The organism is Stieleria bergensis (assembly GCA_007745635.1).
GTDB classification, from domain to species: domain Bacteria; phylum Planctomycetota; class Planctomycetia; order Pirellulales; family Pirellulaceae; genus Stieleria; species Stieleria bergensis.
On record CP036272.1, the window covers coordinates 1,614,999 to 1,639,900 of the forward strand.

The window sequence follows — 24,902 nt, forward strand, 5'->3', positions numbered from 1 at the left end:
CAGCGGAAGTGATGTGGGCAACAGTCTGGTGGCTGTTTACCGGGCAGTGCGTCTCAGGAAGGTGTCGGCAGCTGATGGGTGAGCTGATAGAAAGAACGCAGCAGGTTCAAACCGTTGGTCTGACTTTTTTCCGGGTGGAACTGAGTCGCGTAGACGTTGTCTTTGGCGACCATGGCACAGAAGTCATCGCCGTAACCGCACTTTAATGCAACCACTGACGGGTCGCTGGGGCGAACGTAATAGGAGTGCACAAAGTAAAAGTGGCTGCCGTCGGCTAGGTCTTGAAACAGGGGAAGTTCAAACTGTTTTTGGACGGTGTTCCAGCCCATGTGTGGGACTTTGTATTTGGCTGGCAGCTCAAAGCGAACCACATCGCCAGGAAGGATCCCCAAGCCTTGGTGTGTGCCGTGTTCGTAGCCCGTTTCAAACAGCAGTTGGAGCCCCAGGCAGATTCCTAGAAAGGGCCGTCCACTGGCTGCGAAATCACGCAGGGGTCCCGCGAGATCGCGCCGATTGATTTCATTCATCGCGTCACCGAAGGCACCCACCCCGGGCAGAATCAATTGCTGGGCGTTGGCGATCTGGTCCGGATCCGAGGAGATCACCGCTTCGCCACCGACTCGTTGAATGGCTTTTTGGACGCTTCGAAGGTTGCCCATTTGGTAATCAACGATGGTAATCATGAAGTGATCCGTGGCGAGAGGAATGGGTGGTAGGAGAAGCATGGCAGTCAAGTGCTTAGGGCCGATCACCAGTGGCTCTCATCACAGTGTAGAGTGCCCTGCCCTGGTCGACCAATAGACATCTGAACTAACGTTAGAGCACAAGGCTGCGTGCAAGGTTCGAGCGGTCGCTGCGATTTGCGTAAACGCCTTAAATTCTGTGGTTTAGCGAACGGCTATTCCACCTCTGGCGGTGGGAATGATCTCCGCCAGCAACGTCTCTTTCCCAGCGGCGGTGACGGCACCGCTGAGGGGCGTGTCGGCTGGTTCAGTCAGTGGGTGGCGGTCGTCTGTCGGCCAGTTGCCTAATTCCGGCACGATGACTGGCCAGCACGCACCGCGAACGCAGAGAGGATCGTGAGCGGGGGGACAGCGAGTGAGAGGACAGCGTTTTCTCGAGACTTGGCAGCCCTTTGCGGCCTGTTTTTTCGGGGTGCGAGGCAGCATTTCTCCCGCGATTGGCTCATCGGAGGTGGACGCAGGCGGGGCGGTGACTTAGGATCCGAATTCCTTGAAAAGATAAAAAGACGGCTCCCTGCTTGAGTATCGTGATTGAAGCGTCATGTCAGATGAATCCCCAGCGAATGTTGCAGCCAATGTCACGGCGAAATCCAGCGATGTGACTCCTGACGCGGCCCTGTTGCCGCTGGTTCGCTTGATGGACACTTTGGCTGAGCGAGCGGAAACTCGTCCTGCGGGTTCCTATACCACCAAGTTGATGGAGGCGGGGACGCCAAAGATTGGTCGCAAGATCCTCGAAGAAGCTGGGGAAATGATTGAAGCCGCTGACGAAAGCGGTGACCCCGGCCGCGAGCATTTTGTCTATGAAGCTGGTGATCTCATTTATCACGCCATGGTTTTACTGGCTTATAAAGGCGTTCGCATCGAAGAAGTGGCCGCAGAATTGGCTCGCCGTGAAGGCCGGTCAGGACTGGATGAAAAGGCCAGCCGAAACCAGGCCTAAGACGTTGCTGACATGGCGGCTTGACAGGTCATGCTTGGCAAGCACTGTGGCCAGAGCTGAGATCCCGATCAGAGACAAAGACTTACCCGAACAAAGACTCCGCTAAGATGCCAGTATTATCCAATAACCTTCGCATTGGTTTGCCCAGTAAAGGGCGTTTAAGCGAAATCTCCGGCGAGCTCTTGTTGCAGGCCGGACTCAATTTTCGCCGTCAGAATCGTGGCCTGTTCGCCAAGGTCAGTGGGCTGCCGATCGACTTGATCTTTTTGCGTACCGATGACATCCCCACGTTGGTGCATGAAGGTGCGATCGACATGGGATTCACCGGCAGCGATTTGGTCGAAGAAGCCAATGTGGATGTGAGCACACGGATGCGTCTGGGCGTGGGGAAGTGTCGCTTGGCAATCTGTGTGCCTGACGATTCCGACATCCGATCGGCCCGTCAGCTCGATGGCAAACGCATCGCCACCAGTTTTCCCAATGTCACCAAGGCCTATCTGGGACAACACAACGCCTTGGCGCACATGGTCGCTCTGTCGGGATCCGTGGAAGTGATGATTCAGTTAGGTGTTGCTGACGCGATCGTTGACTTGGTCGAAACAGGCAGCACTCTGGCAGCCAACCGATTGAAAATCTTGGAAGAGATCGGGTCTTACGAAACGGTCTTGATTCAAAACGATCGTCCTCGTGATCCAGAGATGGTCGAACGCGTGGTGCGACGCTTAGAAGGCGTTGTCATCGCCCGTGACTATTCGCTGTTGGAATACAATATTCCCGCTGCCAAGCTGGTCGATGCAGAAAAGGTGACGCCAGGGTTTAATTCGCCGACCATCGGCACATTAGAAGACGATTCACTGCGCAGTGTGCGCGTGATGGTTCGTCGTAAAGAAGTCATCGATGTGATGGAAAAGCTGGAGCGTCTGGGAGCATCAGCTATTTTCCAAACCACGATTTCCAATTGCCGTCTGTAATTTGACGGCCGAGATCTCCTGATCTGAATTTACTTTCTCTGTCTCGCCCCTTTCGCCGAAAGTTTAACTCATGAGCGGTCCCACAGACGCGGCTTTGCCGCTGGAAATTGATGTTCATGCAGTCAAAGCCATGATGGAGAACAAGCAGGATTTCTTGTTGCTCGACGTGCGCGAGTCATTTGAGTACGAGACCTGCCAAATCGAATCCAGTACGCTGATTCCAATGAGTGAACTCGGGCAGCGAATGGATGAACTGGATGCCTCCAAGGAACGCTTGATCGTGGTGCATTGCCATCATGGCATGCGCAGCTTGCAAGTCACCCACGCTCTGCGTTCGGCGGGATTCGACAAGACGCAAAGCATGGCCGGGGGCATCGACCAGTGGAGCGTTGAGATCGACGAAGCCGTCCCACGGTATTGATCTGCACACGGCACGCCGCGAATTGCCGTCGGAGGTTATCTTGTGCGTTGGGGCTTGCAGGCATGCACCCTACGAACTGGCTTCTTTCTGATGAAATTTTGATGTGGATCCCCGCCGGTCCATGCGTTTGCGTGAAGGGGTGTTGTTGACCGCCAGAACAAGAGCATTGGCGGTCAGAGGAACCTTGTCACGAGCCAAATCAAACCGGCTTCGGGCTAACCGCCGGCAGGCAGGTTTGAACCTCACCGAGAAGACCTGGAAAACTTGATCGCCATGGTCAACCGCCGGCGGGTTGCTGTTATTCTATGCTTCTAAGGGTTGCGTGCTCTGCTGCGCCGAAAACGCCGTGTGAGTCCAATCTATCTATCTATCTATCAGCAATCGACCGATACGAATTGAGCTTGGCAAGCGAGGCACCTGTGCAGGAGACTGACCCCAGAGACGACGAGAGGCAGGCTAATTTGGACAGTCAGCAGAGTTCATTCGTCCCGCGGACGACCGGACCTTCGGGAGCGGCTGCGTTAGAAAGCGTGTCACCGATCACCACGGACTCTGCGAGCACCGATCCGCAATCGGTGCCGTTCAGTGGGCAAGCCTTATTGAACAAGATCGAGGCCGTTCGTGATCGCTTGCATCAAGTCATTCGCGGCAAGCAAGATGTGATTGATGCGGTGCTGACGTGCATGTTGGCAGAAGGCTCGGTGCTTTTGGAAGACGTGCCCGGAGTGGGGAAAACAACTCTGGCGAAAGCCATCGCGGCTCTGATCGACCTCGACTTTGAACGCATTCAATGCACGCCTGACTTGTTGCCGGCGGACATTCTTGGCTCGGCCATTTATCAGGCAGCCACGGCTGATTTTAAGTTTCGCCGCGGCCCTGTCTTTTGCAATCTACTGATCGCCGACGAAATTAACCGGGCCAGTCCGCGAACGCAAAGTGCTCTGCTGGAGGCGATGGCTGAATCCCAGGTGACGATTGATACCACGCGTTATGACTTGCCGCGCCCGTTTATCGTGATCGCCACCCAGAACCCGTCGGGTTTTGAGGGGACGTATCCGTTGCCGGAGTCGCAACTGGATCGCTTCTTGTTTCGGTTGTCGATGGACTACCCGGATCAGGAGAGCGAAGTGCAGCTGTTGTTGGATCAGGCCACACATAATCCTTTGGATGACTTGCAGCCGGTGATGCACGGAGATGAATTGGCGGCACTGCAGCAATTGGTTCGTGAGATGACCGTTGACGAAAAGGTGGTGCAGTATCTGGTCAGTGTGATTGCGCTGACTCGGCAGGATGGACGGCTTTCTGTTGGTGCTTCTCCGCGCGGTTCAAAGATGTTGCTGCGTGCCGCGCAGGCTCGTGCGGTGCTGCGGAAACGCGATTATGTCTTGCCCGATGATGTTCAAGCGGTGGCTGTTTCCGTGCTCGCTCACCGAATCACCGTCCGCGCGGTCGGTGCGACGTGGGCGGATGCCGCGGCGATCATTGATGACTTGTTAGAACAAGCTGAGGTTGTGGTGTGAGTGTTCCGGCATCGCGAACACCGACTGATCGTCACTCCACTGGTCAGTCCGGTCAGCGAAAACTTGAATCGGACGCCGCGGGCAATGGAGCCCAGAGTCACGTCGCCGATCAACGTGTTGATCAGGCAGCGCAACCGACCACGGGCGGAGTCCCTCTGCACGGGGCCAGTGCCCCGGCGGCAACGGCGGTCACCGGATCACGCGTTTCGGTTTCGTCGGAAGTCACACCAGTCGATCGCCAACCCTTTGCACCTCGTTGGATGATCCTGCCCCTCAGGTTTCTGGTGAGGTGGGTGGTTTGGATCATCACGTTGCCGATTCGTTCTTACCTTGTCCTCCGCCGAGCTTTGACGTCATCCTCAGTCGTTGCCTTGCTGGCAATCTTTGCTGGATTGAACGTGATTTGGGGATTTCCCTGGGTTGGTATCCTGGGGGCCTGTCTATCGATCATGGTCGTTGGATACGCCTTGTCGTTGCTGTTTGCCCCGCGGTTCAAGGTTGGCGTTTCGTTGCCACGATCGGCACGTGTCGGTGTTCCCTTCAGTGTAGGAGTGCTGTTGACCAATCGATTTGCCTTGCCGGCGTTTTCGCTGCGACTGGGGTTTCATAACGAGGGCGTTCGAGAGATCGTGACGGCCGCTGATGATGGTTTATGGGACGCTTCGGAATCGCTTTCGGCGAACATGGTCCAGGCCGGTGATCAAGTGCGTTGGAATGGAATGTTGTGTTATTCACGGCGTGGGGTATTTCAATTGCCACGTTTTCGCGTGACGTCATCGTTTCCGTTCTTCTTGTTTCACCTTCGTAAACAGTATGACTTGCAGACTCAAATCGCCATCACGCCGGCACCTCTTCAGCGCGATCAACGTGCCGTCGATGACGCGGTGATGGAAGCTATCGGTAGCTGGGCACAGCGTTTGACCAATGGTGTGCAGTTGGAATATTTGGGCAGTCGTGAGTACCAGGATGGAGTGGCGGTTCGGCGTTGGGATTTCGCGTCGTGGGCACGATTAGGGCGACCCATTGTGCGGGAATTCCAAGCGCCTTCGGTGCAGTCGGTGGTGTTGATTGTCGACGTTGCAAAGCATCAGCTGAAGCCCTCAGGCACGACTGTTCGCACCAGGCGACGTGAGCGTCAGGAGCAGGCTGCCACGTTTGAGTTTCTGATGTCTGCCGCGGCGTCAACCATTGATGAACTGACGCTGCGGAACATCGATCTGGTTTGTTACTGCACCGATCGGGAGTCCACCACGCATAGCCAAAAACAGGGACGGATGGTCAGCGGGAGCACCGAAGATATGTTGATCCATTTGGCTTCAGCCGACAGCGTTGATCTTGAGTTGGCCAATGATCGCATTGAAAAATTGATCGCCGCCAACCCGGCCAGTCCCGTGTTGATCCTCTCGCTGGTCGATCACGAGGAGCCAAAAAGAACGGGATTGCTGCAGCAGTTTCCGGCCCGCGTTCACTATCTGCCCTTGATTGATCAGGCGATGCAGTCTGTTGCCGGAGGTGCCTCATGAGCACGATACAACCAGCTGGCAGGCAATCGTCAGGTGCCTTGAAACAACCGCCCGCTGTCGCCGCACCGGCTTCTGCCCCGCGCCGCATGGGACGGAAACGACAACGCTCCTTTCGAGTCGACAATCAAGCTCGAACAGGTCACGAGCACCCAGGACGCGAATTCGCCTTGTTGGGATGTTTGCTGTTGGTTCTCGCGTGGGTGATTGGAGACACCTTCAATTCTCGAGGCATGTCAACGGGGCTGTGCTTGATCATCGGGCTTCTCGCTTGGCTGCTGCATCTTCGCTGTAACCATCAGTCCACGATTGCCAGGCTTCAAGCCGATGGGCGGTGGGAAAAACTGCCGCGGAAAGAACGTGATGCCTACCGGTTTGGCGAATCGATCGGTTGGCAGCGATCGCGTTGGATCGTGACGCTGCTCTTCGGTGGTGCATTGTTGTTTGTGCGTGCATCGGGCGGTCTCTCCGAATCGGTGAACGTGCTTTCCTTTTTCGTTGATGCCCTGGCACACTTTGCGTTGGGGATCTCGCTCGGTCTGTGGCTCTTTCATGCTCGTCGGGGGCATCCGGGCATGCTGGCTTGTTTCATGGTGATTGCCATGTTGAGCATTTCCGCAGGCGCGGTCAGTCAATCGATCAGCGGTCAAGTGCTGGGGGGATTGCTGACCTTGTTTGGCTTTTTGTTGCTTTCTCAGCATGTGCTCAGCCGATGGCCCAGAGCTTCGCATCATCGAAAACGACGCTCGTCATCGCCACAGCCGCCGGTATGGCTAGGCAAGGCAACGCTGACGGCGACAAACCGATCGAACGCGTCGGCCAGTTCAGGGACATCACCGCGTTTAAAGAGTGCCACGTTGTTTTTCGTCTTGGCGATTTCAAGTCTGCTGTTGTCAGCGAACGTCATCGGACAATGGGTCGGTGGTGTGGCGCCCCGATTGCAACAGGATTTCATGGAACGTGTCTTTGGAACCCTGGATGTGATTACCTCTAAAGCATTCATTGGCGGGACTGGCTTTGTCCGTGGTAGCGAATTGGGGTCGGTGCGTAATGTGATGATTGAGTCGCCCAATGACCCCGCGATCCGTGCGTTGTCTCCCCAAACGCCGGGGTACGTCCGTGGCACGGTCTTCGACTTTTACCAAAACCGATTATGGAGATCAGCGTCCTATCGCAGTTTCCGAAGCCAAGAGGGCGCCAGCGAATTGCTGCCGCGTCGCGAAGGAGTCTTTTGGGAGCGTTCCGGACGTTCACAGTCACCTGAGCACCAAACCATCATGCTGCAACAGAATTCCAGTGGGGGCATGATTGGTTCAATCAAAATGGAGAATTTGCCACACAAAGGCAACCTGCTGTTTTCGACCTTGAACACACAGGCGGTGGTGGCGTTGGGAACACGCGTGCAGGTCTCTCATCAGAGCATTGTGCAGGGCGATATAGATCTTTCGCAATCGTACAACTTGGCGGTCGGGCGTGGACCTGGCAAAGAGACGTTGGGTCCTTTCCGCAAGAAGTTACTGTTGTGGGTCGATCCCGAGATTCGCGAACCGTTAGCACCGCTGGCGAGTTCGATTTGTCCGGGCAATCTCCATCCACGCGTCAAGGCGCAGTTGTTGGCTCGCTATTTCCAAGACAACTTCACTTACTCGCTGACACACCAATTCATAACGGGGGATAACGATCCGGTCGTCGATTTTGTGTTGGATCAGCATCCTGCACACTGCGAGTACTTTGCCACAGCCACCGCCATGATGCTTCGCTGTGTGGACGTGCCGACGCGGTACGTCACAGGGTATGTGTTCACGCAAATGGACGATGATGACGAATACTGGTTGGCCAGAAATCGAGATGCACATGCCTGGGTGGAGGCTTACGATGATCGATCCCAGCAATGGTTCCCCGTGGAGGCGACTGTGGGGAGAACATATATCGATTACGAAATTCAGCAGAATAGGTCATCCAGCGGGATCGCTGGGAGCAGGCAAGAGACCGAGTCTCGCTCTACGATGGGAACCTTGGAGTTCTTACTATCGCTGGTCCGATTTCGGACACGTGACTCGTTGAGCTTTCTTTTTCAAACAGCTCAGGTGCCGCTGTTTTGTTTGGTCGGGCTGTTGATCTGGTTGCGCTCTCGACAGCGTCGCCGCAAAGGGATGAGTGAGGCCGATTTCTTGAGCCAGCAAATGCTGCGGCGCGTGGATCGGCGGATGCGACGGTTCTCTTTGGTCAGGGCTCAGAACGAGACCTTGCATCAATTCGCATCACGTTTGGAAGCTGAAATCAGCGCACAACCTCAATTGGAATCCATGTTGCAGTCGGCTGCTGGCTGGTATCGACAGTTCGCTGGAGCCCGTTATCAAGGCAAGGTGCCAGAGCCCTATCAGGGTTGATCGTGCCCTGAAGCAACCGCTTTTGACGGTTGAGAATACCTTTTGGGTCATACCGTCACCGATTATCTGGGTGAAGTTATCCGACAAATGCTGGGCAAAATCCTCGCATCTTGCCGTCTTTTGGCCCACTAATCGTTACACGCGGTTCATCCTTCGCAGCTTCGTAGGTGGACCACATGTTAATTGAGGGATAACCCGACTGGTTTGCCTAAATTGCGTGCTAGTGTTGAGCGGCCCCACGTTCAGTAGTCCTCCAGCGAGCACCATCACCAAACATTATCTGATCGATCAATCTCACAACGCCGTTAGTTCCTGCCCAATTCGACTAACCGCGTGATTGAAACGACAGGTAATCAGCACGGGGGCTGATGGTTATCGCCACCCTGGAAAGTTACGAATGCCTTCATCCAATCCAAACAAGACTGATCAGTTGCTTGACGAAAACCTCAACACCAACAGCGTGGTTCAGTCTGACGGAGAAGAACGAATCATTACCATCGATCGTCGCCGACCTGATTCGGATCGTCGCCAAGCCGAACCCGAGCTGGACACAAGCGAAGTTCCCAATCGCCGTAAAAAACAACGTCGTCGACACATTGATCCGACCACGTGCGAACGTGATTACTCGGATCCTGAAATCGAGTTCATGCAAGCGATGGATGACTACAAACGACGCAGCGGACGAATGTTTCCAACCTGCAGCGAAGTTTTAGAAGTCGTTCGCAATCTAGGCTACTATCGCCTGACTGCTGACCAAATCGAAGACTTGGGACTTGGCAACGTTGAAGAGCCATCGAAGGACGAGCTGGAAGCCAGCGAAGAAACGCTCTAAGCACAGGCTGGGGCAAATTCGCCCAGCGAGTCAAACAAGCACCAGAACCGCGTCCGTCGATCTTGTTCGGCGGATGCGGTGATTTTTTTAACTGACCCCATTTTCTGCACCCATCTGCTGAGGCAAGTCACGCTCAGGACATGGCGTCGTCATCAGGTCAGCAGCTCGTTGACCACCTGTCCGTGAACGTCGGTTAAACGAAAGTTCCTGCCTTGGTAGCGATAAGTCAATCGCTCGTGGTCGATGCCTAATGCATGCAGCATGGTGGCTTGCAGGTCATGGATGTGGACCGGTTTCTCGATGACGTTATAGCCATATTCATCCGTCTGGCCGTATGTCATGCCAGGTTTGAAACCGCCACCTGCCATCCACATGCTAAAGCAGCGTGGGTGATGGTCACGCCCAAATTGGTTCGCGCCCAGTTTGCCTTGGCAATAATTGGTCCGGCCAAATTCTCCGCCCCAGACGACCAGAGTGTCTTCTAGCATGCCGCGTTGCTTTAAGTCCTGGATCAGGGCCGCGGAGGCTTGATCGGTTTCCTTCACCTGCTTGGGCAAGCCATTTTGAAGTCCGCCATGGTGATCCCAACCGGGATGGTAAAGCTGGATGAAACGCACGCCACGTTCTGCCAGGCGTCGTGCCAGCAAGCAATTGGCAGCAAAGGTGCCAGGAGTCTTGGCGTCGGGGCCATACAGTTCCAACGTTGCCTCTGATTCGTTTTTCCAGTCAATCGCTTCCGGAATGCTGGACTGCATGCGGAATGCCAACTCGTATTGATTGATGCGAGCAGCAACGAGCGGATCAACGGTGTGTTGTTGCTTGAGTGCGTGCAAATCCTTGAGCGCCTCGACGCTCTGTTGCCGGCTCTGGGCGTCGATTCCGGGAGGGTTATTCAAATACAGCACCGGTGCATTTCCGCTGCGAAATCGAACACCTTGGTGACGGCTGGGCAGAAAGCCGCTGCCCCACAGTCGCGAGACCAACGGTTGGCCGCCTTTGTTCTTGGTGACCATGACGACAAACGAGGGCAGGTTTTCGTTCTCTTGTCCCAGTCCGTAGTCCAGCCAAGCACCCATGCTGGGACGACCAGGAAACATGCTGCCAGTTTGCACAAAGGTGACTCCGGGGCCGTGGTTAATCGCTTCGGTGTACATCGAACGAACCACGCACAGATCGTCGGCAACCTTTGCCAAGTGCGGCATCAAATCGCTGATCATCAATCCCGATTCACCTTGCGGCGAAAACTTCCAGGGTGAACCGACCAGAGGCAAACTCGATTGGTTGCCACTCATCCCCGTCAGTCGCTGCCCCATCCGTACAGAGGCCGGCAACTGGGTCCCGTGCTTTTCATTCAGCAGTGGTTTGTGATCAAATAAATCCAGCTGGCTGGGGGCACCGGACTGAAACAAGTAGATCACGCGTTTCGCCGTCGGTGGATGATGGAAACCCAATTCGCTGGTGCTGGGCGCTGCGGCCTGCGACTGGGCTGCCAAGCACGCACTGCCTAAGGCAAGCGATCCGCGAGCGAAGAACTGGCGACGATCGGTTACCGCATGAATTCCGTTTGGTTGTGGTTTACTCATCGTTGAATCATGCACTCGTCGTGGTTCATTAGGACGCCAACGACCACGCTGGTCGCGGCAATCTGTGCAGCGGGAAGATCAAGATTGGAACGCAATCGACCCACCTGCAGGTAGGCTGTGGCGCGGTCTGAGTGTTCAGCAAAGTAGGCTTGTTGTTGTTGGTACAGTCGATCGATAATGGCTTGTTCGTCGTCGCTAGGAGCACGCCCGATCAAGGTTCGAAAGGCATCGCGAAGCACTTGATCGGTGTCGTTTGTTCGGGCCAGCAATTGAATCGCTAGTCCGCGTGATGCCTCGACGTATTGAGGCCCATTCATCATCACAAAGGCTTGTAAAGGTGACGAGGTCCGTTCTCGCTTGACACGGCACACGTCTCGCTTGGAAGCATCCAGCGTCATCATCGCAGGTGCTGGACCGGTGCGTTTCCAGTAAGTGTAAAGGCTGCGCCGATACAAGCCTTGTCCCTGATCTGCTTTGGATGGCTTAAACGAAGCTTCAAGCTCATACGGTTTGACCGGTGCACCTTCAAAGTCACTGACCAGCAAGCCGGAAACCGCCAGCACTTGATCACGCAGCATTTCGGCTGGCAAGCGGTGCGCAGGGTACTTTGCCAATAGCAAGTTTTCAGGGTCGCTTTGGGCGACTTTGGAATCTGGGTGTGTGCTGGATTGCTGGTAGGTTGCAGACATCATGATTTGTTTCACGCAGCGTTTGATGTCCCAGTCATGTTGCATCAGATCGGCTGCAAGCCAGTCTAAAAGCTCTGGATGAGTGGGCGGTTTGCCTTGGCTACCGAAGTCTTCCGGCGTGCGAACTAACCCTTCGCCAAAGCACATTTGCCACAGCCGATTGGCGGCCACTCGGCTGGTCAAGGGGTTCTTGGGGTCCAGCATCCAACGGGCTAGCCCCAGACGATCGGGTTGCTGGTCGAATGCCATGACGGACTTTGGTGTCCCAGGCGTCACGGCTTCAGCAGGCGAATCATAAGCACCGCGATCGAGTCGATGAGTGGTGCGCACGCCGGGCATCTCACGCATGACCATGATTTCCTGAAGTCCGTCCTGCAGCTGAAACAAGCTGCGACGCCGTGTGGCGAGTTCTGCGCGCTGGGCTGTCACTTCCGCTTGGCAGCGGTGGTGGGCGTGTTGGGCAACAAGCTGCTGTTGGGCTGCATTCCAAGACGCGGGGGGCGTTGCGGTCCAGTGATCGTTGGAATGCTGTCTCGCTAGCCGATCAATTTCCAACGCGGTGAGTTGCTGATCAAACACAGCGACTTCATCGATGCAGCCGCCGGTAAAACCGCGATCTCGAAATCGCTGTCCCAGGGCAATCTGATTGCCGCCACCACCGGTGATGTTCTTCGTCAAGTGATCGCGAACAACAGTGGTTTCAGCGCGGCTCCCGTTGATCCATAGTGACAGCCCAGCGGCGCGACTTGAGCCATCATTGCTGACCACCACATGCAGCCACTGGTTCACGGGAATCGGTTCGGTCGTCTTGATCCGCAGCGCGTTGCCGGGCCAAAAATGAATCAGAGACCAGCTGAGTTTGCCATCTTCCATTAGCAACTGATAGCCTCGGCTGGCTGCATCTGTCCAGGCTCGCGAGCGATGCAGGATCACTGCCCGTTCTTTTGCATCAGGCGTTTTGATCCACAGCGAAATTGAGAACGGTTGTTCGCGGCGGAAGTTGCCGGTTTTCAAATTGACGGCGTCATCGCCAGTCAGCTGAACGGCTTTGCCAACCACGCCGGCGACGGATTTGTTGGCTCCCAAACCGCCTTCAAAGGGGGTGGTTTCAATGGGCCGAGCCCACTGCACTGCCGGTTTCGCCGTCTTGAGATCCGCATCGCCAAGGGGCTGCTGAGCCGCATCGACGATTTTAGTGATCAAGTCACTTTCCAGATCGGCAAAGTCGGGCTGTTCATCGAGTAGCCCTTGAGAGGCTGCTTCAGCCGCGCGAACGGCTTGTCGTCGCTCCTGGAGTTGTGTTTCCTGCGTCGCGTTGGGCAGCGTCATCGTGGGCGTTGGAACGGACGAAGTAAAGTACGAGTACAGCCCCGCTTCATCAATGTTGGCAAAGAAGGATGCCAGCTGGTAGTACTCCGTTTGTGTGATGGGATCGTACTTGTGTGTATGGCAGCGACAGCATTCAAACGTCAGTCCTAAGAAAGCGGTTCCGACCGTTTGTGCACGATCGGAAACGTATTCAACACGGAACTCCTCTGGCACGCTGCCACCTTCAACCTTTTGCGGATGCAGTCGATTAAACGTCGTGGCCAAGATCTGCTCACGTTGCGCATCGGGCAGCAGGTCGCCAGCCAGTTGCTGGGTTAGGAATTGATCGTAGGGGAGATTTTTATTGAAGGCTCGAACAACCCAGTCGCGGTAGGGCCACACAAACCGATCGCGATCGACTTGATAACCATAGGTGTCACTGTAACGAGCAACATCCAACCAGTCCGCAGCCATCCGTTGGCCGAAGGCCGGGTGGCTGAGCAAACGGTCGATCAAGCGTTCAACGGCGTCCGGTCGTTTGTCAGCCAGGAAGCGCTGGACCTGCTCCGGCGTCGGCGGGAGGCCTGTTAAGTCGAACGTGATGCGACGCACCAAGGTTGCGCTGTCGGCGCGCGGTGCCATGCTGAATCCTGCACGCTGTAAACGCTGCATGACAAAACCATCGATGGCATTTTCTGGTTGCCAATCAGCGGTGTCATCGGGCGTCAGACGCGGCACAGTGACTGGGTTGATCGGGTTGAATGACCAGTGCTTTTCGTAACGGGCACCTTCATTGACCCATTGTTTGAGCTGCTTCTTTTGCTGATCCGTTAACGCTCGCTCGCTCTCTGGTGGCGGCATGACCAGGTCTGGATCGTCGGAATGAATCCGACTGATGACTTCGCTTTCATCGGCGTTGCCTGGCACGATTGCCCATTCCGTTGCGCCCTCGTAGTGATCGAGTTGAAGTTCAGCGGCTCGGGCATCTTCATCGGGACCATGACAATGGAAACAGTTCTCAGAGAGGATGGGCCGAATGTCCTGATTGAACTTCAGCGTTTCATCGTCTGCGGTTGCGACGGCAAACGAGAGCCAGCTCGCAATCAAACAGGCGAGAGACGTTCGTACCAAAGTCAGATCGAACGCGGAAGGAAGCGAGAGCGTCGGCATGTCTTGGAGGCGGGCGAGTTGGAAGGGAGGTGGGCGAGTTGGAAGGGAGGTGGGCGAGTTGGAAGGGAGGTGGGCGAGTTGGAAGGGAGGTGGGCGAGTTGGAAGGGAGGTGGGCTGGACTTGATTATAACCGCATTCTCTGAAAATGGCTTTTGCTTCTGTTGCAATCCAGCAAGCTTAGCAAGGCAAATCACTTGGGAAGTGGCGGTGTGGAACCCTGATCGGAGGGGCTTGGGGCGGCTCGTGCCAAACGCCGCGCCAGCGGATCGTTCCTGACCCAGATCGCGACACAGACTGTTTTTCAGCGGGGCTGGCGGAGAAGTCACAGTCCTAAACGGCAATAGTGTATGCTGGGGAATCCGAGTGGCTGGCAACGTGCCAGTCGATGGCTTGATCCTTGCCATCCATGCCCACCTTCGTTCCCTTCTCCTGTGACACAGCCTGATGAACTTCAGAACTTCTTTCGTCCCAGCGGCGTGTTTGTGTTTCTTATTCACTGTTGCCAGCTTGGTGCAGGCCGCTGATTGGCCGCAGTGGCGCGGTCCAAAACGTGATGCCAAGTCCACCGAAACCGGACTCTTGAAGTCTTGGCCTGAAGATGGACCGCCCTTGGCTTGGAAAGTTGATCATGTTGGCGGAGGATTCTCCAGCGTCTCGATCGCCGACGGCAAAATTTTTACCCTGGGTGACTTGGAAGAACAAAACTACATCATGGCGCTCAGCGAGAAGGACGGTGAGCTGCTTTGGAAAACAGACATCGGTGCCGCTGGAGGTCATGGCGGCTACCCCGGACCACGCAGCACACCGACCGTTGATGGAGGTCAGGTGTTTGCAATCAACCAGCATGGAGACATCGTTTGCCTGAACGCGGCAACCGGTGAACTGCAATGGTCGAAAAATCTAAGCAACGATTTCGGTGGCAAAATGATGTCAGGTTGGAAGTACAGCGAGTCTCCGTTGGTCGACGGCGATCAAGTGATCTGTACTCCCGGTGGCGATCAGGGCACCTTGGTTGCACTGAATCGAAAAACGGGCAGCGTCATTTGGCAAACCAAAGAGTGGACCGATCAAGCTGGCTACTCCTCGGTCATCATTGCAACCATTCATGGTGTGCGTCAGTACATTCAGTTGACTGGCACGAGTGTCGCCGGCATTGATCCCAAAACGGGACAGGTGCTTTGGAATGCAGCGCGACCAGGAAAGACAGCCGTGATCACGACGCCTGTGATCAAAGATGATGTCGTGTTCGTCACGTCAGCCTATGGAGTCGGTTGCAACGGGTTTAAAATTACACGTGATGGCGATGCTTGGAGCACCGAGGAAGTCTACGCAAATCTGGAAATCGCCAACCACCACGGTGGCGTGGTCCTGCTTGGTGATCACGTGTTTGGATCAAGTGGTGGGACGTTCCGCTGTTTGGAACTGAAAACTGGCGAACTGGTTTACAAGGATCGCAGTGTTGGAAAAGGAGCAACCGTTTTCGCTGATGGTTGCTTCTATCTGCGCAGCGAAGCCGGACCGGTTGCCTTGATCGCCGCAGATGCCGGCGAATTAAAAGAGATCAGTCGGTTTGATCAACCCGATCGAAGCGATAGCCGCGCCTGGGCGCATCCAGTGATTGCCAATGGCAAACTGTACTTGCGCGACCAAGGCGTGTTGCTGTGCTATGACGTCAAAGCCAAATAGCAGATTGCTGCCAAGCACGGCTGATGTTTAGAGACTCAGCCGGGGCGGGACTCTGCCTGTGCTCTCGCCGTCTGCTTCATTCGCATTCCGGCGATGCATTAGGCTTCTGGCGTTTGTGAGCCAACAGGTTCGTCCGCGGCTTGCGAATCGGAGCTTGGTTTGCTTTCCTCCAGCACTCGCAGGGCTTCGCCACTTTCACTGATTTGGTTCAGCAGCACAATTTTTTGCCAGATCTTGCGTGAGAGTGATGTGGTGAGTTGTTCCAAGTCACTGACCGCTTGGACCGCCACCGGGTCGTCAAATCCTTGAACGTACAAGGCGGACAGTTTGCCAATCAATGACAACATCTCACTGCAGTAATCCAGGTAACGACTCAGTTCGAACGGTGTCATCGATGCGGTGGGCGAGTTGCTGGTCGATTGATATCGGCTGAGCATCCTTTCGGGATCCTTTGTCAGCTGATGCATGTCGACAACGTGCGAGATCGAACGAAGTTCATGCACGGCCGCCAAAGCTCGGCGGCGTTTGATGCGGATCTCCATAGAGATCAAAAAGTAAAGCCCAGCACCGAGAATCAGCAGCACGTTGGCGCCACCATCAAGCATCCCCACGATCTCTGTCCAGCTGGTTGGCCCCTCGGAGATTCGGACTGAATCTGCGACCGTCCACAGGGTGCCTGTTATCGACCCGATCAGCAGAACAGCCAGTCCATAACCACAAACGCGAATCCAAGGAACACCTCGTCCAATTCCGGAAGATCGATTCGCGGACGTTTCAGCTACATGAACTAAATGTCCACACAGTTTGGACAAACCACTGTCGGGAAAGCGGTCGTCGATGCGGTTTTGTAACGCAGAGACCGTTTCGGTAATGGCCGATTCACGTAAATGTAAATCGGGAGTTTTGCGTCGCTTCATAAGCCTCGCTTGTTTCGCGTGCAAGTTTCAAAAGGCAGATCGCCAGCCAGCGATCAACACGGTGTCTACTGTAACAGGTTGTCGACAGCGACGTGTGGAGTTACTGGCAGATTGTTTACGTGCCAAGGCATCAACGAACCGGGCACCGGGCGCGCCATTAGACGCTGAACTCACCGATCGACACGGATTGAGGCTGATTCAATTTGGGTTGGGCTGATTCGACGCTTACTTCGGCGCGCTGAATGCTCATCTGTTTCGGGGCATCGATCATCAGGACGGCCCGGTTGCCATTGATTTTGTGAACCGTCACCACAACATCGTCACCAATGAGCAGCTTTTGGCCAACTTTTCGACTGAGAACTAACATGCGTCTTCATCCTTGATGGACTTGGAGGATTGGTTGACTGAGAGGGTGTGGACTCTCTTAACAACAAAAGGCGTGCCAAACGACAGCGGACTGACTGGTGAGCACCGCGGGGCTTCGGAGAAGTGCCTGAATTCCCCGGGAAATCCAGCTTCTACGCCCACCAGAAAGTTGCCAGGCCTGTGTCAAGCAGCGAGTTCCTGGCACGCCAAGTGGTCCCTGGCAATCATTCTGATACAGCCTGTCGCAAATTGAGACCGAACCGGTTTTCGGCGGTGGTTTTCCAAAGGAGTCCAGATTGGCTGGCATTTGGGCAAACCATCAGTGGAGATGGTTTGCGCGGTTGAACGGTTTGTGCTGTCCCCAGCCCGTTCGCCAGAACCATCACCACCCGTTCGCCAGAACCATCATCACCCGTTCGCCAGAACCATCACCACCCGTTCGCCAGCATCAATCACAGGGCCGAGAACTCCCTGCTGGGGTGCTTCCATTGGCCGCATGTGTCCATGGAGTTCCTTAAGGGCGCCTAATGGATGTCTAGGCAGCCATTGCGGGTAGGCTTGAAGCGAGGCGGTTGGCCGCCTTTTAGTGCCCGTCGTTTGGTGCTCGGTTCTTGGGAAGCGGGTGCCGTGCAAGGCAAGGAGGTGCTAGAGTTGAGTGTTAGGGATGAATGTCGTTTTCCAGCAGGCTAAGGGTCATTAGCCAGTCGCAGTCGCGTTGCTATACTTGGCTACCAGTGAGATGCCTTGCTGCGAGCGAGACGCCATTTGAGTCGGCGGTGTGTGCTGTCGAAGTTGACGCCATGCCATCGGTGATGGGCGTCCAGAGCACCCGAATGATCGCCTGGCCCTGCGTTTACGGCCCTGCTTTGCTACGGTCGCTGTCATCAACGCACTGTCACCCGCAACGGCGCTGCTTTGCCTGGCACAGGTGGATTGCTTGTCGCGGACCGAATGGTTCGCGGAGGTGCTTGTCCGCGCGGGAACCGTGTACAGCAGGTGAACTGCGTTGAACGCGCGAACTGCGTTGAACGCGCGAACTGCGTGAAGCTGCAGTGAGGTGAAGCTGCAATGAGCTTGAGTTGCACTGCGTTTGAGTGGTACTGCGCAGATGCAATGCTGGTTGGATCAATGAAACGAACAATGCATTTAGACGAACTGATCAAAGATTGGAAATACGACCCGGCCACATTGAATGTCCGTATGGCAAAAGCCAGTGACGGGCGTGATGTGATTCAAATGCGTGTTGACCTAGGCTTGTTGCAGCTGGAAACCACCGGTCGGCCGGATGGTGAAAAGGTGAATGGAAGTCCATCGTATTTGGAATACTTGCAAGAGCGTCTGTTGGACAATCCCGAAACCGAGCTGGATGAAGATGAGTGCATGGAAGTCGATCGCGAGTTCATGCAGTTTTATCAGCGACGGATTTGTTGGCTGCGACTGCAATACTTCTCGCGTGCAGTGATCGACGCGGATCACACGTTGCTACTGATGGACGTCGCTGAACGCGTTAGCCCGGATGAAGAATGGACGCGGTCGCATGAACAGTATCGGCCCTTTGTGCTCTTTCATCGGACTCAGGCTGCCGCATTAGGGGCCTTAGAACAAGATGAGTCCGGCGAGGAAGCCGTGCAAGCAATCAACACGGGCCTGGACGCCATTCGTGAGTTCTTTGTCCGTCACGAGGCCGATGAACACTACGATGAAGACGAATTGGTCGTCCGATTGGTCGATCTGCGCGAAACCCTGCGCAGCGAATACGAGGTTGGCCAAACGCTGCGTGAGAAATTGACCAAAGCGGTCGAGCAAGAGCAGTACGAACTGGCCGCTAAGTTACGTGACGAGCTGAACCGTCGCGAGTCGAACTAAGTTGCCAGCCCAGTTTCGTTGCCAGCCCAGTTTCGATGCTAACGCCGTCTTGATGCTAACGCAGTGATCGATCTGCTCACTGCAATGCCGGCGCTGTTGGTCGCGCTTTGCAGACGCAAGCTCTCTCCAGCCAGGCTCTCTCCAGCCAGGCTCTATCCAGCCAGCAGTGCAAGTAATTCCAGTAATCGATTCGGATGATCGGGTGACGAGTTCTGGCGGGCGATCGTCAGGACTTCACCGACTGCGTTGCTAAATTGATCATCGGTTAGCTGTTCGCGTGCTTGCTGTTTCTTTAATCGTTTGGCGAGCGAGATGGCTTTGGGGTCTTCGGTGGTTTTACCGGCGGCCAAGGACTGCAGAGCGTGAATGATGGATTGATCGCGAAGCGATCCCTCGCCTTTGGGCCCGTCAAGAATCGAGCGAATGATGATTCTGGGAACATCAACCGCCGGTGGAGAGTTGACCGACGCAGCGTTCGCTGCTGGCTGTTTTGCTCCGGCACGTTGATCGTTGGAATGAGCGCTGGGCGTCTGCGTGGGGCGACGGCGGCGTTTGGGCTTGGCGGCTAACTTGGCTGATTTACCCATGGAGACCGAATCACAGGGAATGAAGAGGAAAAGGCGAGTTGGCGAGCAGCATGTCAACTCGTGCGGTCGCGGTTGATCCGGGAATCAAAAACTTTAATTAATGATATTCCAACGGCAATCCAGATGGATGAGGATTAGCGAAAGATTTAGGGATGAATCCCCTATTCTAATTAGCTAGCAAACAACTGAAAAAGACTCCTTGCTGTAGTGATTTTGATGTCTTCGAGGTTCTTTAACCGGTCACAGATGAGGGAAAATTCCGGTTCTAACCCTAATGGTGAGCTACGATCGAAAGACTCGTTCTTGTATCGGCTAAGGTTATCACCCTCTGACGGTTTTGCATGTTGGTGCGGGTTGATGCCCGGCCATTCTGGGCGTTTGATTTAACGATCGGCTTCGCCCGGATGCTGTGATCGACTGTCATTGTTTGACAGGCCATCCCAGTGACGGTGCGAAGCGTTCTGCCTCCATCGCATTGAGTATTGCATCGGTTTGTTCCATGATCCAAGTCAACAATCTCACCAAGACTTACCAGGATCTACGGCGCGGCAGTTTTACAGCAGTTGATCACGTTAGCTTTGCCGTCAAACCAGGTGAAATCTTTGGCTTGTTGGGGCCCAACGGTGCCGGCAAGACGACGGTGCTGCGGATCTTAAGCACGGTGCTCAAACCAACCCACGGAACGGCTGTCGTTGCCGGTTATGACGTCGTCCGTGACGCGGCAGATGTCCGCCGCAGCATTGGATTTGTCAGCAACAATACCGCCACCTACGATCGCATGACGGCCTGGGAACTGGTGCGGTACTTTGGCCGGTTGCACGGCATGCAAGCCGATAGCCTCGATCAGCGGATGGATGCCTTGTTTGGCAAACTGCGGATGGATGATTTCCGCGACGTGCCCTGTGCCAAGTTATCGACGGGAATGAAGCAAAAGGTGTCGATTGCACGCGCGTTGATTCATGACCCACCGGTGCTGGTCTTTGACGAGGCCACCTTGGGGCTCGACGTGATGGTCGCACGCAATTTGTTACAGGTCATTCGAGCCCTTCGCGACGCTGGCAAGTGCCTGATCTTTTCCACGCACATCATGAGTGAAGTCGAACGGTTGTGCGATCGGATCGCAATCATGTACCAAGGTCAAATTCTTGACACTGGAACCTTGGACGAACTCAAGCAGCGTCACGGACACGCTGACTTTGAAGAGGTGTTCTTTTCCTTGCTCAGCCAACACGAAGCCAGTGCGTCTTCGGAAGGTAACCCGACGAGCGAGGCGTTGACGCTGGAGGACGAAGCACTGTCGCTTGAATCATTGACTGAACACGCGGTCCCTGCAAAACAAGCTTCGCCGTCCGCACAAGATTCTTTGGTGTAACAGGAAGTAGCATGATGAAGAAAAGCCAAGCGAATCATCGGCAAGTTGCCGTGAAAGAGCACTCCGACGACAATCAGCGTCCGCGTCTCTCGGCGATTGGAATGATTTATTTGCGCGAGATGCGCGACCAGTTCCGTGATCGCCGGACGATGTTCACGATCGCCGTGTTGCCGCTGGTGCTTTACCCGCTGCTGGGCATGGTCATGATGCAGGTCGCTCAGTTCAGTCAACAGCGCCCCGCGAGCGTCTGTGTGATCGGCGTCGAGCATCTTGATCACGCGCCGCCATTGCTGGAAGGTGACCAATTTGCCAAAGGCCTGAGCGACGATCAGGCGATGCAAGTTGATGAGTATCGCTGGGATGAACTGAGTCGGAACGATTCCAGTGCTGAGGCAAGTGATGCGATGACCGCTGGCGAACAAGCCAATCAATGGGTCAAGTCTGGACGATACGATGTCGCGTTGGTGATCCCACCGCATTTTCAACGCGATGAATTGCCCGGTGATGCACAAATCACCGATTTGCAAAACGAAAACAAAGCTTCTGGGGATCCCAGCGATCCACCGAACACAAGCACCGCGGACAACGCTCATGCGGACGTTGCCGTCACTCCAGCGACTGCGAACGATGTGCAGTTGGTTTTTCACATGGGCCGCGATAGCTCGGCGATGGCCAAAGGACGCGTGCAAAGTGTGTTGTCCGCCTGGCGCAGCCAATGGGTGATCAAACGCATTGAAAGCAATGGGATCGATCCCAAATCCCTGGCGCCGTTCAATTGGAGTCCGACAGATGTTGCCAGTCAACGCAACCGCGAAGCGGCTTTCTGGAGCAAGGTGTTGCCCTTCATCATGTTGATCTGGGCGATGACGGGCGCGTTTTATCCAGCCATTGACTTGGTCGCCGGTGAAAAAGAGCGTGGCACATTGGAGACTCTGTTATGCAGCCCCGCACTCCGCAGCGAAATTGTCTGGGGCAAAATGAGTGCTGTGTTCACCTTCAGTATGCTCACGGCACTGTTGAATGCCGTCAGTATGCTGGTGACCAGTTCGCTGGTCTTGGCTCAAGTTGATCTGGGGCCGCTCTCTTCGATGGGATCACCGCCATTGATACCCATGTTATGGCTGTTGGTGGCACTGGTGCCGCTATCGGCCTTGTTCAGCGCCCTGGCGTTGGCTGTTGCCGCGATGGCCAATAGCAGCAAAGAGGGACAGTATTACTTGATGCCCTTGATGATGGTCACCCTGCCCTTGGTGATGCTGCCCATCTTGCCCGGCACCACGTTAAACGTGGGAACCAGTTTGGTCCCTGTGACGGGAATGTTCTTGCTGGTTCGATCGCTGATCGAGGGTCAATATGGTGTGGCGATGATGTACCTGCCGGTGGTTCTGACAGTCACGTTGCTGTGTCTGCTGGGCGCTGCTCGCTGGGCGCAGCATCAATTCCAAAGCGAGTCGGTCTTGTTTGGAGCCGGTGACCGCTGGGAGTTTCGTCTCTGGCTGAAGCACCTCTGGCGGGATCGAAAGGCCTGGCCGACACCGGCGCAGGCTTACTTGTGCGGCGCCCTGATCTTGATTGCGTTGTTCTTTGCAAGGTTTTTGATCAGCGAGATTCCGACCGGCTTGGCCGGTCTGGCCAAGATGATTTTGCTCCCGCAGATGGTGATTCTGATTCCCGCCGTGCTGATGGCTTGCTTCTTGACTCGCTCTCCACGCGAAGCACTTCGCATCCGCAAAACACACTGGTCCGTGCTGGCGATGGCGGTCATACTGGGCCTGACCTTGCATCCGACCTACCTGATGATCTCTAGTTTTGTGCAACAAATGAGTCCTCCCACGCCCGAAATGTTGGAGCTGATGTTGCCCCTGAGCACGCTGGTCTCCGAATCGCCTTGGTGGATGATTGTCTTGTTGATGGCTTTGTTGCCGGCGGTCTGCGAAGAGCTTGCCTTCCGCGGATTTGTCTTCGGTGGCTTGGTTCGACAGGGAACCCTGCGCGCGATTGTGCTTTCGGCATTCATGTTTGGCATTTCACACGGCGTGTTGCAGCAGTCCATTCCCGCCTTCGTCATTGGGCTGTTGATCGGCTGGGTAAGCCTGCGAACGGGCAGCATCTTGCCTTGTCTGTTGATTCACTTGACCAACAACTCCATGTCCACCATGTTGCAGCGAATTGCAGAAAGTGACTGGCCGATTGTGAACCTGTTCTTACACAGTAGCGCAACGGGGCCAGCCTACAATCCGCTATGGACCTTGGTCAGCATGGGACTCGCCGCGACTTGTTTGCTGTACTTTGGCAATGTGCAGAGTGTTTCTGATGAAGCCGATAGCAGTGATCAAGAAGAAGCCGACGCCACAGCGCTTGATGCCGCAGGTTTGGCCTCCGCCTGACTGTGATTGCCTGCGTGTGATTGCCGTCAGTTCTCTACGATCAGCCTAGCTGGCTAACTTGATCACCGTCCGAGCGGCTAGCGCCAGCACGACGAGCAAGCCAACATAGTTCACCGGCATGACCCACCGCGGCAACGTGCCGCTAGGCAGTTGTCTGGCCTGCCAAATGATGCTGATTCCCAGCACAGGAATCGCCACCACTGTCAGGCACTGAGCAAACACAATGAAGTTAGCCAGTTCGATTTGCGCGATGACTGCAAACGAAGCCACGGCCCAGCCCAGCAGCAGCGCGATCACGGTCCAGGCACGCACCACTGGTTTCGACAGCGATGTCGGTTGATTGATCGCGTCACAAAAGACCACCGCGCCGATCAAGGCATTGACCAAAAACGAACTGACTGCACCCGCCAAGACTCCGATCGCAAACACGTATCGGGCTGAATCTCCAAACAGTGGCTCTAAAGCGATGGCGACCGCGGCAGCATCGGTCAACGTTGCCGGATCGATTCCGTAAAGACCGGCTGCTCCGCAGATCAAGATCATCATCGTGATCAAACCTAAGGCACCGATCCCGACCACGCTGTCCAGTCGGCCCACAGCCAAGTCTTTCTGCGTCCAGCCTTTTTCGCGAACTTGATAGGCTTGATAGAACGCCGCGGCAACCGAAAAGGTCGTGGCCACCATCGCGCCCATGGTCATCAAAGCCTCCGTCGAACCACTGAGGTTCCATTGCTCGCTGGGCAACTTGGGGATCAAGCCTTGCGCGATGCCGCTCAATGAGGGTTTAGCAAACAATAAATTCACTGCGAACGCTAACACCATCGCTCCGACCAGCCATGCCATGGCTTTTTCAATCATCCGATACAAGTTGCGTCGGCTGATCCACATCAAGCCAATCACAAACAGGTTAAAACCAAGCATGCCACCGATGCGTAAAAGTTCTGCTTGGCCCAGATGTGCTGGCCCCTTTTCTGGTGTGCCCAGTTCTGGTGAGACCAGCTCTTGAGTGTCCGCTGGGACCTCCGGTTTCCCGATAAAGCCCTCCAAGGCCATCAGCATGGCGTTATTGTTGGATGCTTGAAACAGCGTGACGGCGGTCAGCATGGCCAAGCCAACGGCGACCGCAGCCGGACGACCAAAGGATTCGGCAACCGCTTGGCACGGCAGCTTGTCTTGAACTGCACCAATGGTCATCGATGTCATCGTAAGGGCGATCATCAATACGCTGGCAACCGGGATCAGCCACAGCAGATCGTATTGATACTGGCAGCCGAGTTTGGAGGCCGACACGATACTGCCCGGCCCCAACACAACCGCAGCCACCACAATCGCTGGACCGATCCTGCGCAGCAGTGTCAGTGGCCCAGTTGACCGAGTTGGCCCATTCTGTGCTGAGGATCCGGATGCAGGCTCGGGCGCCGATCCGTTGTGAGTTTGCTCTGCCATCGCTGGAGTTCCGCCGGGTGATGAAAAGCAAGCACTATAACATCTCCGGCTGAGGATTGGTTGATTGCACTCTCCCGCTTGCGGGAGAGTCGAGCCTAAGCGAGGTGAGGGGAGTGCCGGGATAAAACCGGATTGAGATAGGGAATGAAAGTGTCCTACGTAGAAAGTCTAGCCAACTGCTATGG

At 55.3% G+C, this 24,902-nt stretch carries 18 protein-coding genes; 11 read left to right on the forward strand and 7 right to left on the reverse strand.

Annotated elements, in window-relative coordinates; all coding sequences use genetic code 11:
• Positions 1-53: 53 nt before the first annotated feature.
• Positions 54-683: an imidazole glycerol phosphate synthase subunit HisH gene (hisH, locus tag SV7mr_RS05335; protein ID WP_145269902.1), complete on the reverse strand. Its 630-nt coding sequence runs from the start codon at positions 681-683 to the stop codon at positions 54-56.
• A gap of 601 nt (positions 684-1,284) precedes the next feature.
• Between hisH and hisE the strand changes: the two genes are divergently transcribed.
• The 7 genes from hisE (at position 1,285) to SV7mr_RS05370 (ending at position 9,340) form a co-directional block, all read left to right on the forward strand.
• A complete protein-coding gene (gene hisE / locus SV7mr_RS05340; protein ID WP_145269903.1) occupies positions 1,285-1,686 on the forward strand; it encodes a phosphoribosyl-ATP diphosphatase in 402 nt (133 codons plus the stop codon).
• A 107-nt stretch (positions 1,687-1,793) separates the two neighbouring features.
• A complete protein-coding gene (gene hisG, locus SV7mr_RS05345; RefSeq protein ID WP_145269905.1) occupies positions 1,794-2,657 on the forward strand; it encodes an ATP phosphoribosyltransferase in 864 nt (287 codons plus the stop codon).
• 70 nt (positions 2,658-2,727) lie between these two features.
• Positions 2,728-3,078: a rhodanese-like domain-containing protein gene (locus SV7mr_RS05350; protein WP_145269907.1), complete on the forward strand. Its 351-nt coding sequence runs from the start codon at positions 2,728-2,730 to the stop codon at positions 3,076-3,078.
• A gap of 530 nt (positions 3,079-3,608) precedes the next feature.
• Entirely contained in the window at positions 3,609-4,598 is a 990-nt protein-coding gene (locus SV7mr_RS05355) for an AAA family ATPase (RefSeq protein ID WP_419188448.1), read from the forward strand.
• Entirely contained in the window at positions 4,595-6,121 is a 1,527-nt protein-coding gene (locus tag SV7mr_RS05360; RefSeq protein ID WP_145269909.1) for a DUF58 domain-containing protein, read from the forward strand. Before SV7mr_RS05355 ends, SV7mr_RS05360 begins: the two co-directional genes overlap by 4 nt.
• Complete coding sequence (locus SV7mr_RS05365) at positions 6,118-8,508, forward strand: transglutaminase-like domain-containing protein (RefSeq protein ID WP_145269911.1); 2,391 nt, start codon at positions 6,118-6,120, stop codon at positions 8,506-8,508. The genes SV7mr_RS05360 and SV7mr_RS05365 overlap by 4 nt, the downstream gene beginning before the upstream one ends.
• Positions 8,509-8,905: 397 nt before the next feature.
• Complete coding sequence (locus SV7mr_RS05370; protein ID WP_419188129.1) at positions 8,906-9,340, forward strand: hypothetical protein; 435 nt, start codon at positions 8,906-8,908, stop codon at positions 9,338-9,340.
• A 152-nt stretch (positions 9,341-9,492) separates the two neighbouring features.
• Here SV7mr_RS05370 and SV7mr_RS05375 read toward each other — a convergent pair whose 3' ends face one another.
• Both SV7mr_RS05375 and SV7mr_RS05380 read right to left on the reverse strand, forming a co-directional pair.
• On the reverse strand, positions 9,493-10,923 hold the full coding sequence (locus tag SV7mr_RS05375) for a DUF1501 domain-containing protein (protein ID WP_145269913.1): 1,431 nt from the start codon (positions 10,921-10,923) through the stop codon (positions 9,493-9,495).
• Positions 10,920-14,051 carry a DUF1553 domain-containing protein gene (locus tag SV7mr_RS05380; protein ID WP_419188130.1) on the reverse strand — a complete coding sequence of 1,044 codons (3,132 nt, stop codon included), beginning with the start codon at positions 14,049-14,051 and terminating at the stop codon, positions 10,920-10,922. The genes SV7mr_RS05375 and SV7mr_RS05380 overlap by 4 nt, the downstream gene beginning before the upstream one ends.
• 483 nt (positions 14,052-14,534) lie before the next feature.
• Here SV7mr_RS05380 and SV7mr_RS05385 point away from each other — a divergent pair, with 483 nt between their 5' ends.
• A complete protein-coding gene (locus tag SV7mr_RS05385; RefSeq protein WP_145269917.1) occupies positions 14,535-15,776 on the forward strand; it encodes a PQQ-binding-like beta-propeller repeat protein in 1,242 nt (413 codons plus the stop codon).
• Between the two features lie 98 nt (positions 15,777-15,874).
• Here the strand turns inward: SV7mr_RS05385 and SV7mr_RS05390 are convergent, their stop codons facing one another.
• A complete protein-coding gene (locus SV7mr_RS05390; RefSeq protein ID WP_419188131.1) occupies positions 15,875-16,693 on the reverse strand; it encodes a hypothetical protein in 819 nt (272 codons plus the stop codon).
• A 157-nt stretch (positions 16,694-16,850) separates the two neighbouring features.
• Positions 16,851-17,060, reverse strand: coding sequence for a carbon storage regulator (locus SV7mr_RS05395; RefSeq protein WP_145269919.1), 210 nt, complete (start codon positions 17,058-17,060; stop codon positions 16,851-16,853).
• A 1,127-nt stretch (positions 17,061-18,187) separates the two neighbouring features.
• On the opposite strand from SV7mr_RS05395, the gene SV7mr_RS05400 reads away from it, so the two are divergent.
• Positions 18,188-18,925 carry a UvrB/UvrC motif-containing protein gene (locus tag SV7mr_RS05400; RefSeq protein WP_145269922.1) on the forward strand — a complete coding sequence of 246 codons (738 nt, stop codon included), beginning with the start codon at positions 18,188-18,190 and terminating at the stop codon, positions 18,923-18,925.
• Positions 18,926-19,077: 152 nt separating this feature from the next.
• Here SV7mr_RS05400 and SV7mr_RS05405 read toward each other — a convergent pair whose 3' ends face one another.
• Entirely contained in the window at positions 19,078-19,512 is a 435-nt protein-coding gene (locus SV7mr_RS05405) for a hypothetical protein (protein WP_145269924.1), read from the reverse strand.
• 499 nt (positions 19,513-20,011) lie between these two features.
• On the opposite strand from SV7mr_RS05405, the gene SV7mr_RS05410 reads away from it, so the two are divergent.
• Both SV7mr_RS05410 and SV7mr_RS05415 read left to right on the forward strand, forming a co-directional pair.
• A complete protein-coding gene (locus SV7mr_RS05410; protein ID WP_145269926.1) occupies positions 20,012-20,884 on the forward strand; it encodes an ATP-binding cassette domain-containing protein in 873 nt (290 codons plus the stop codon).
• 11 nt (positions 20,885-20,895) lie between these two features.
• Entirely contained in the window at positions 20,896-23,271 is a 2,376-nt protein-coding gene (locus tag SV7mr_RS05415) for an ABC transporter permease subunit/CPBP intramembrane protease (RefSeq protein ID WP_419188132.1), read from the forward strand.
• Between the two features lie 45 nt (positions 23,272-23,316).
• Here SV7mr_RS05415 and SV7mr_RS05420 read toward each other — a convergent pair whose 3' ends face one another.
• On the reverse strand, positions 23,317-24,717 hold the full coding sequence (locus tag SV7mr_RS05420) for an NRAMP family divalent metal transporter (protein ID WP_145269927.1): 1,401 nt from the start codon (positions 24,715-24,717) through the stop codon (positions 23,317-23,319).
• Positions 24,718-24,902 lie beyond the last annotated feature (185 nt).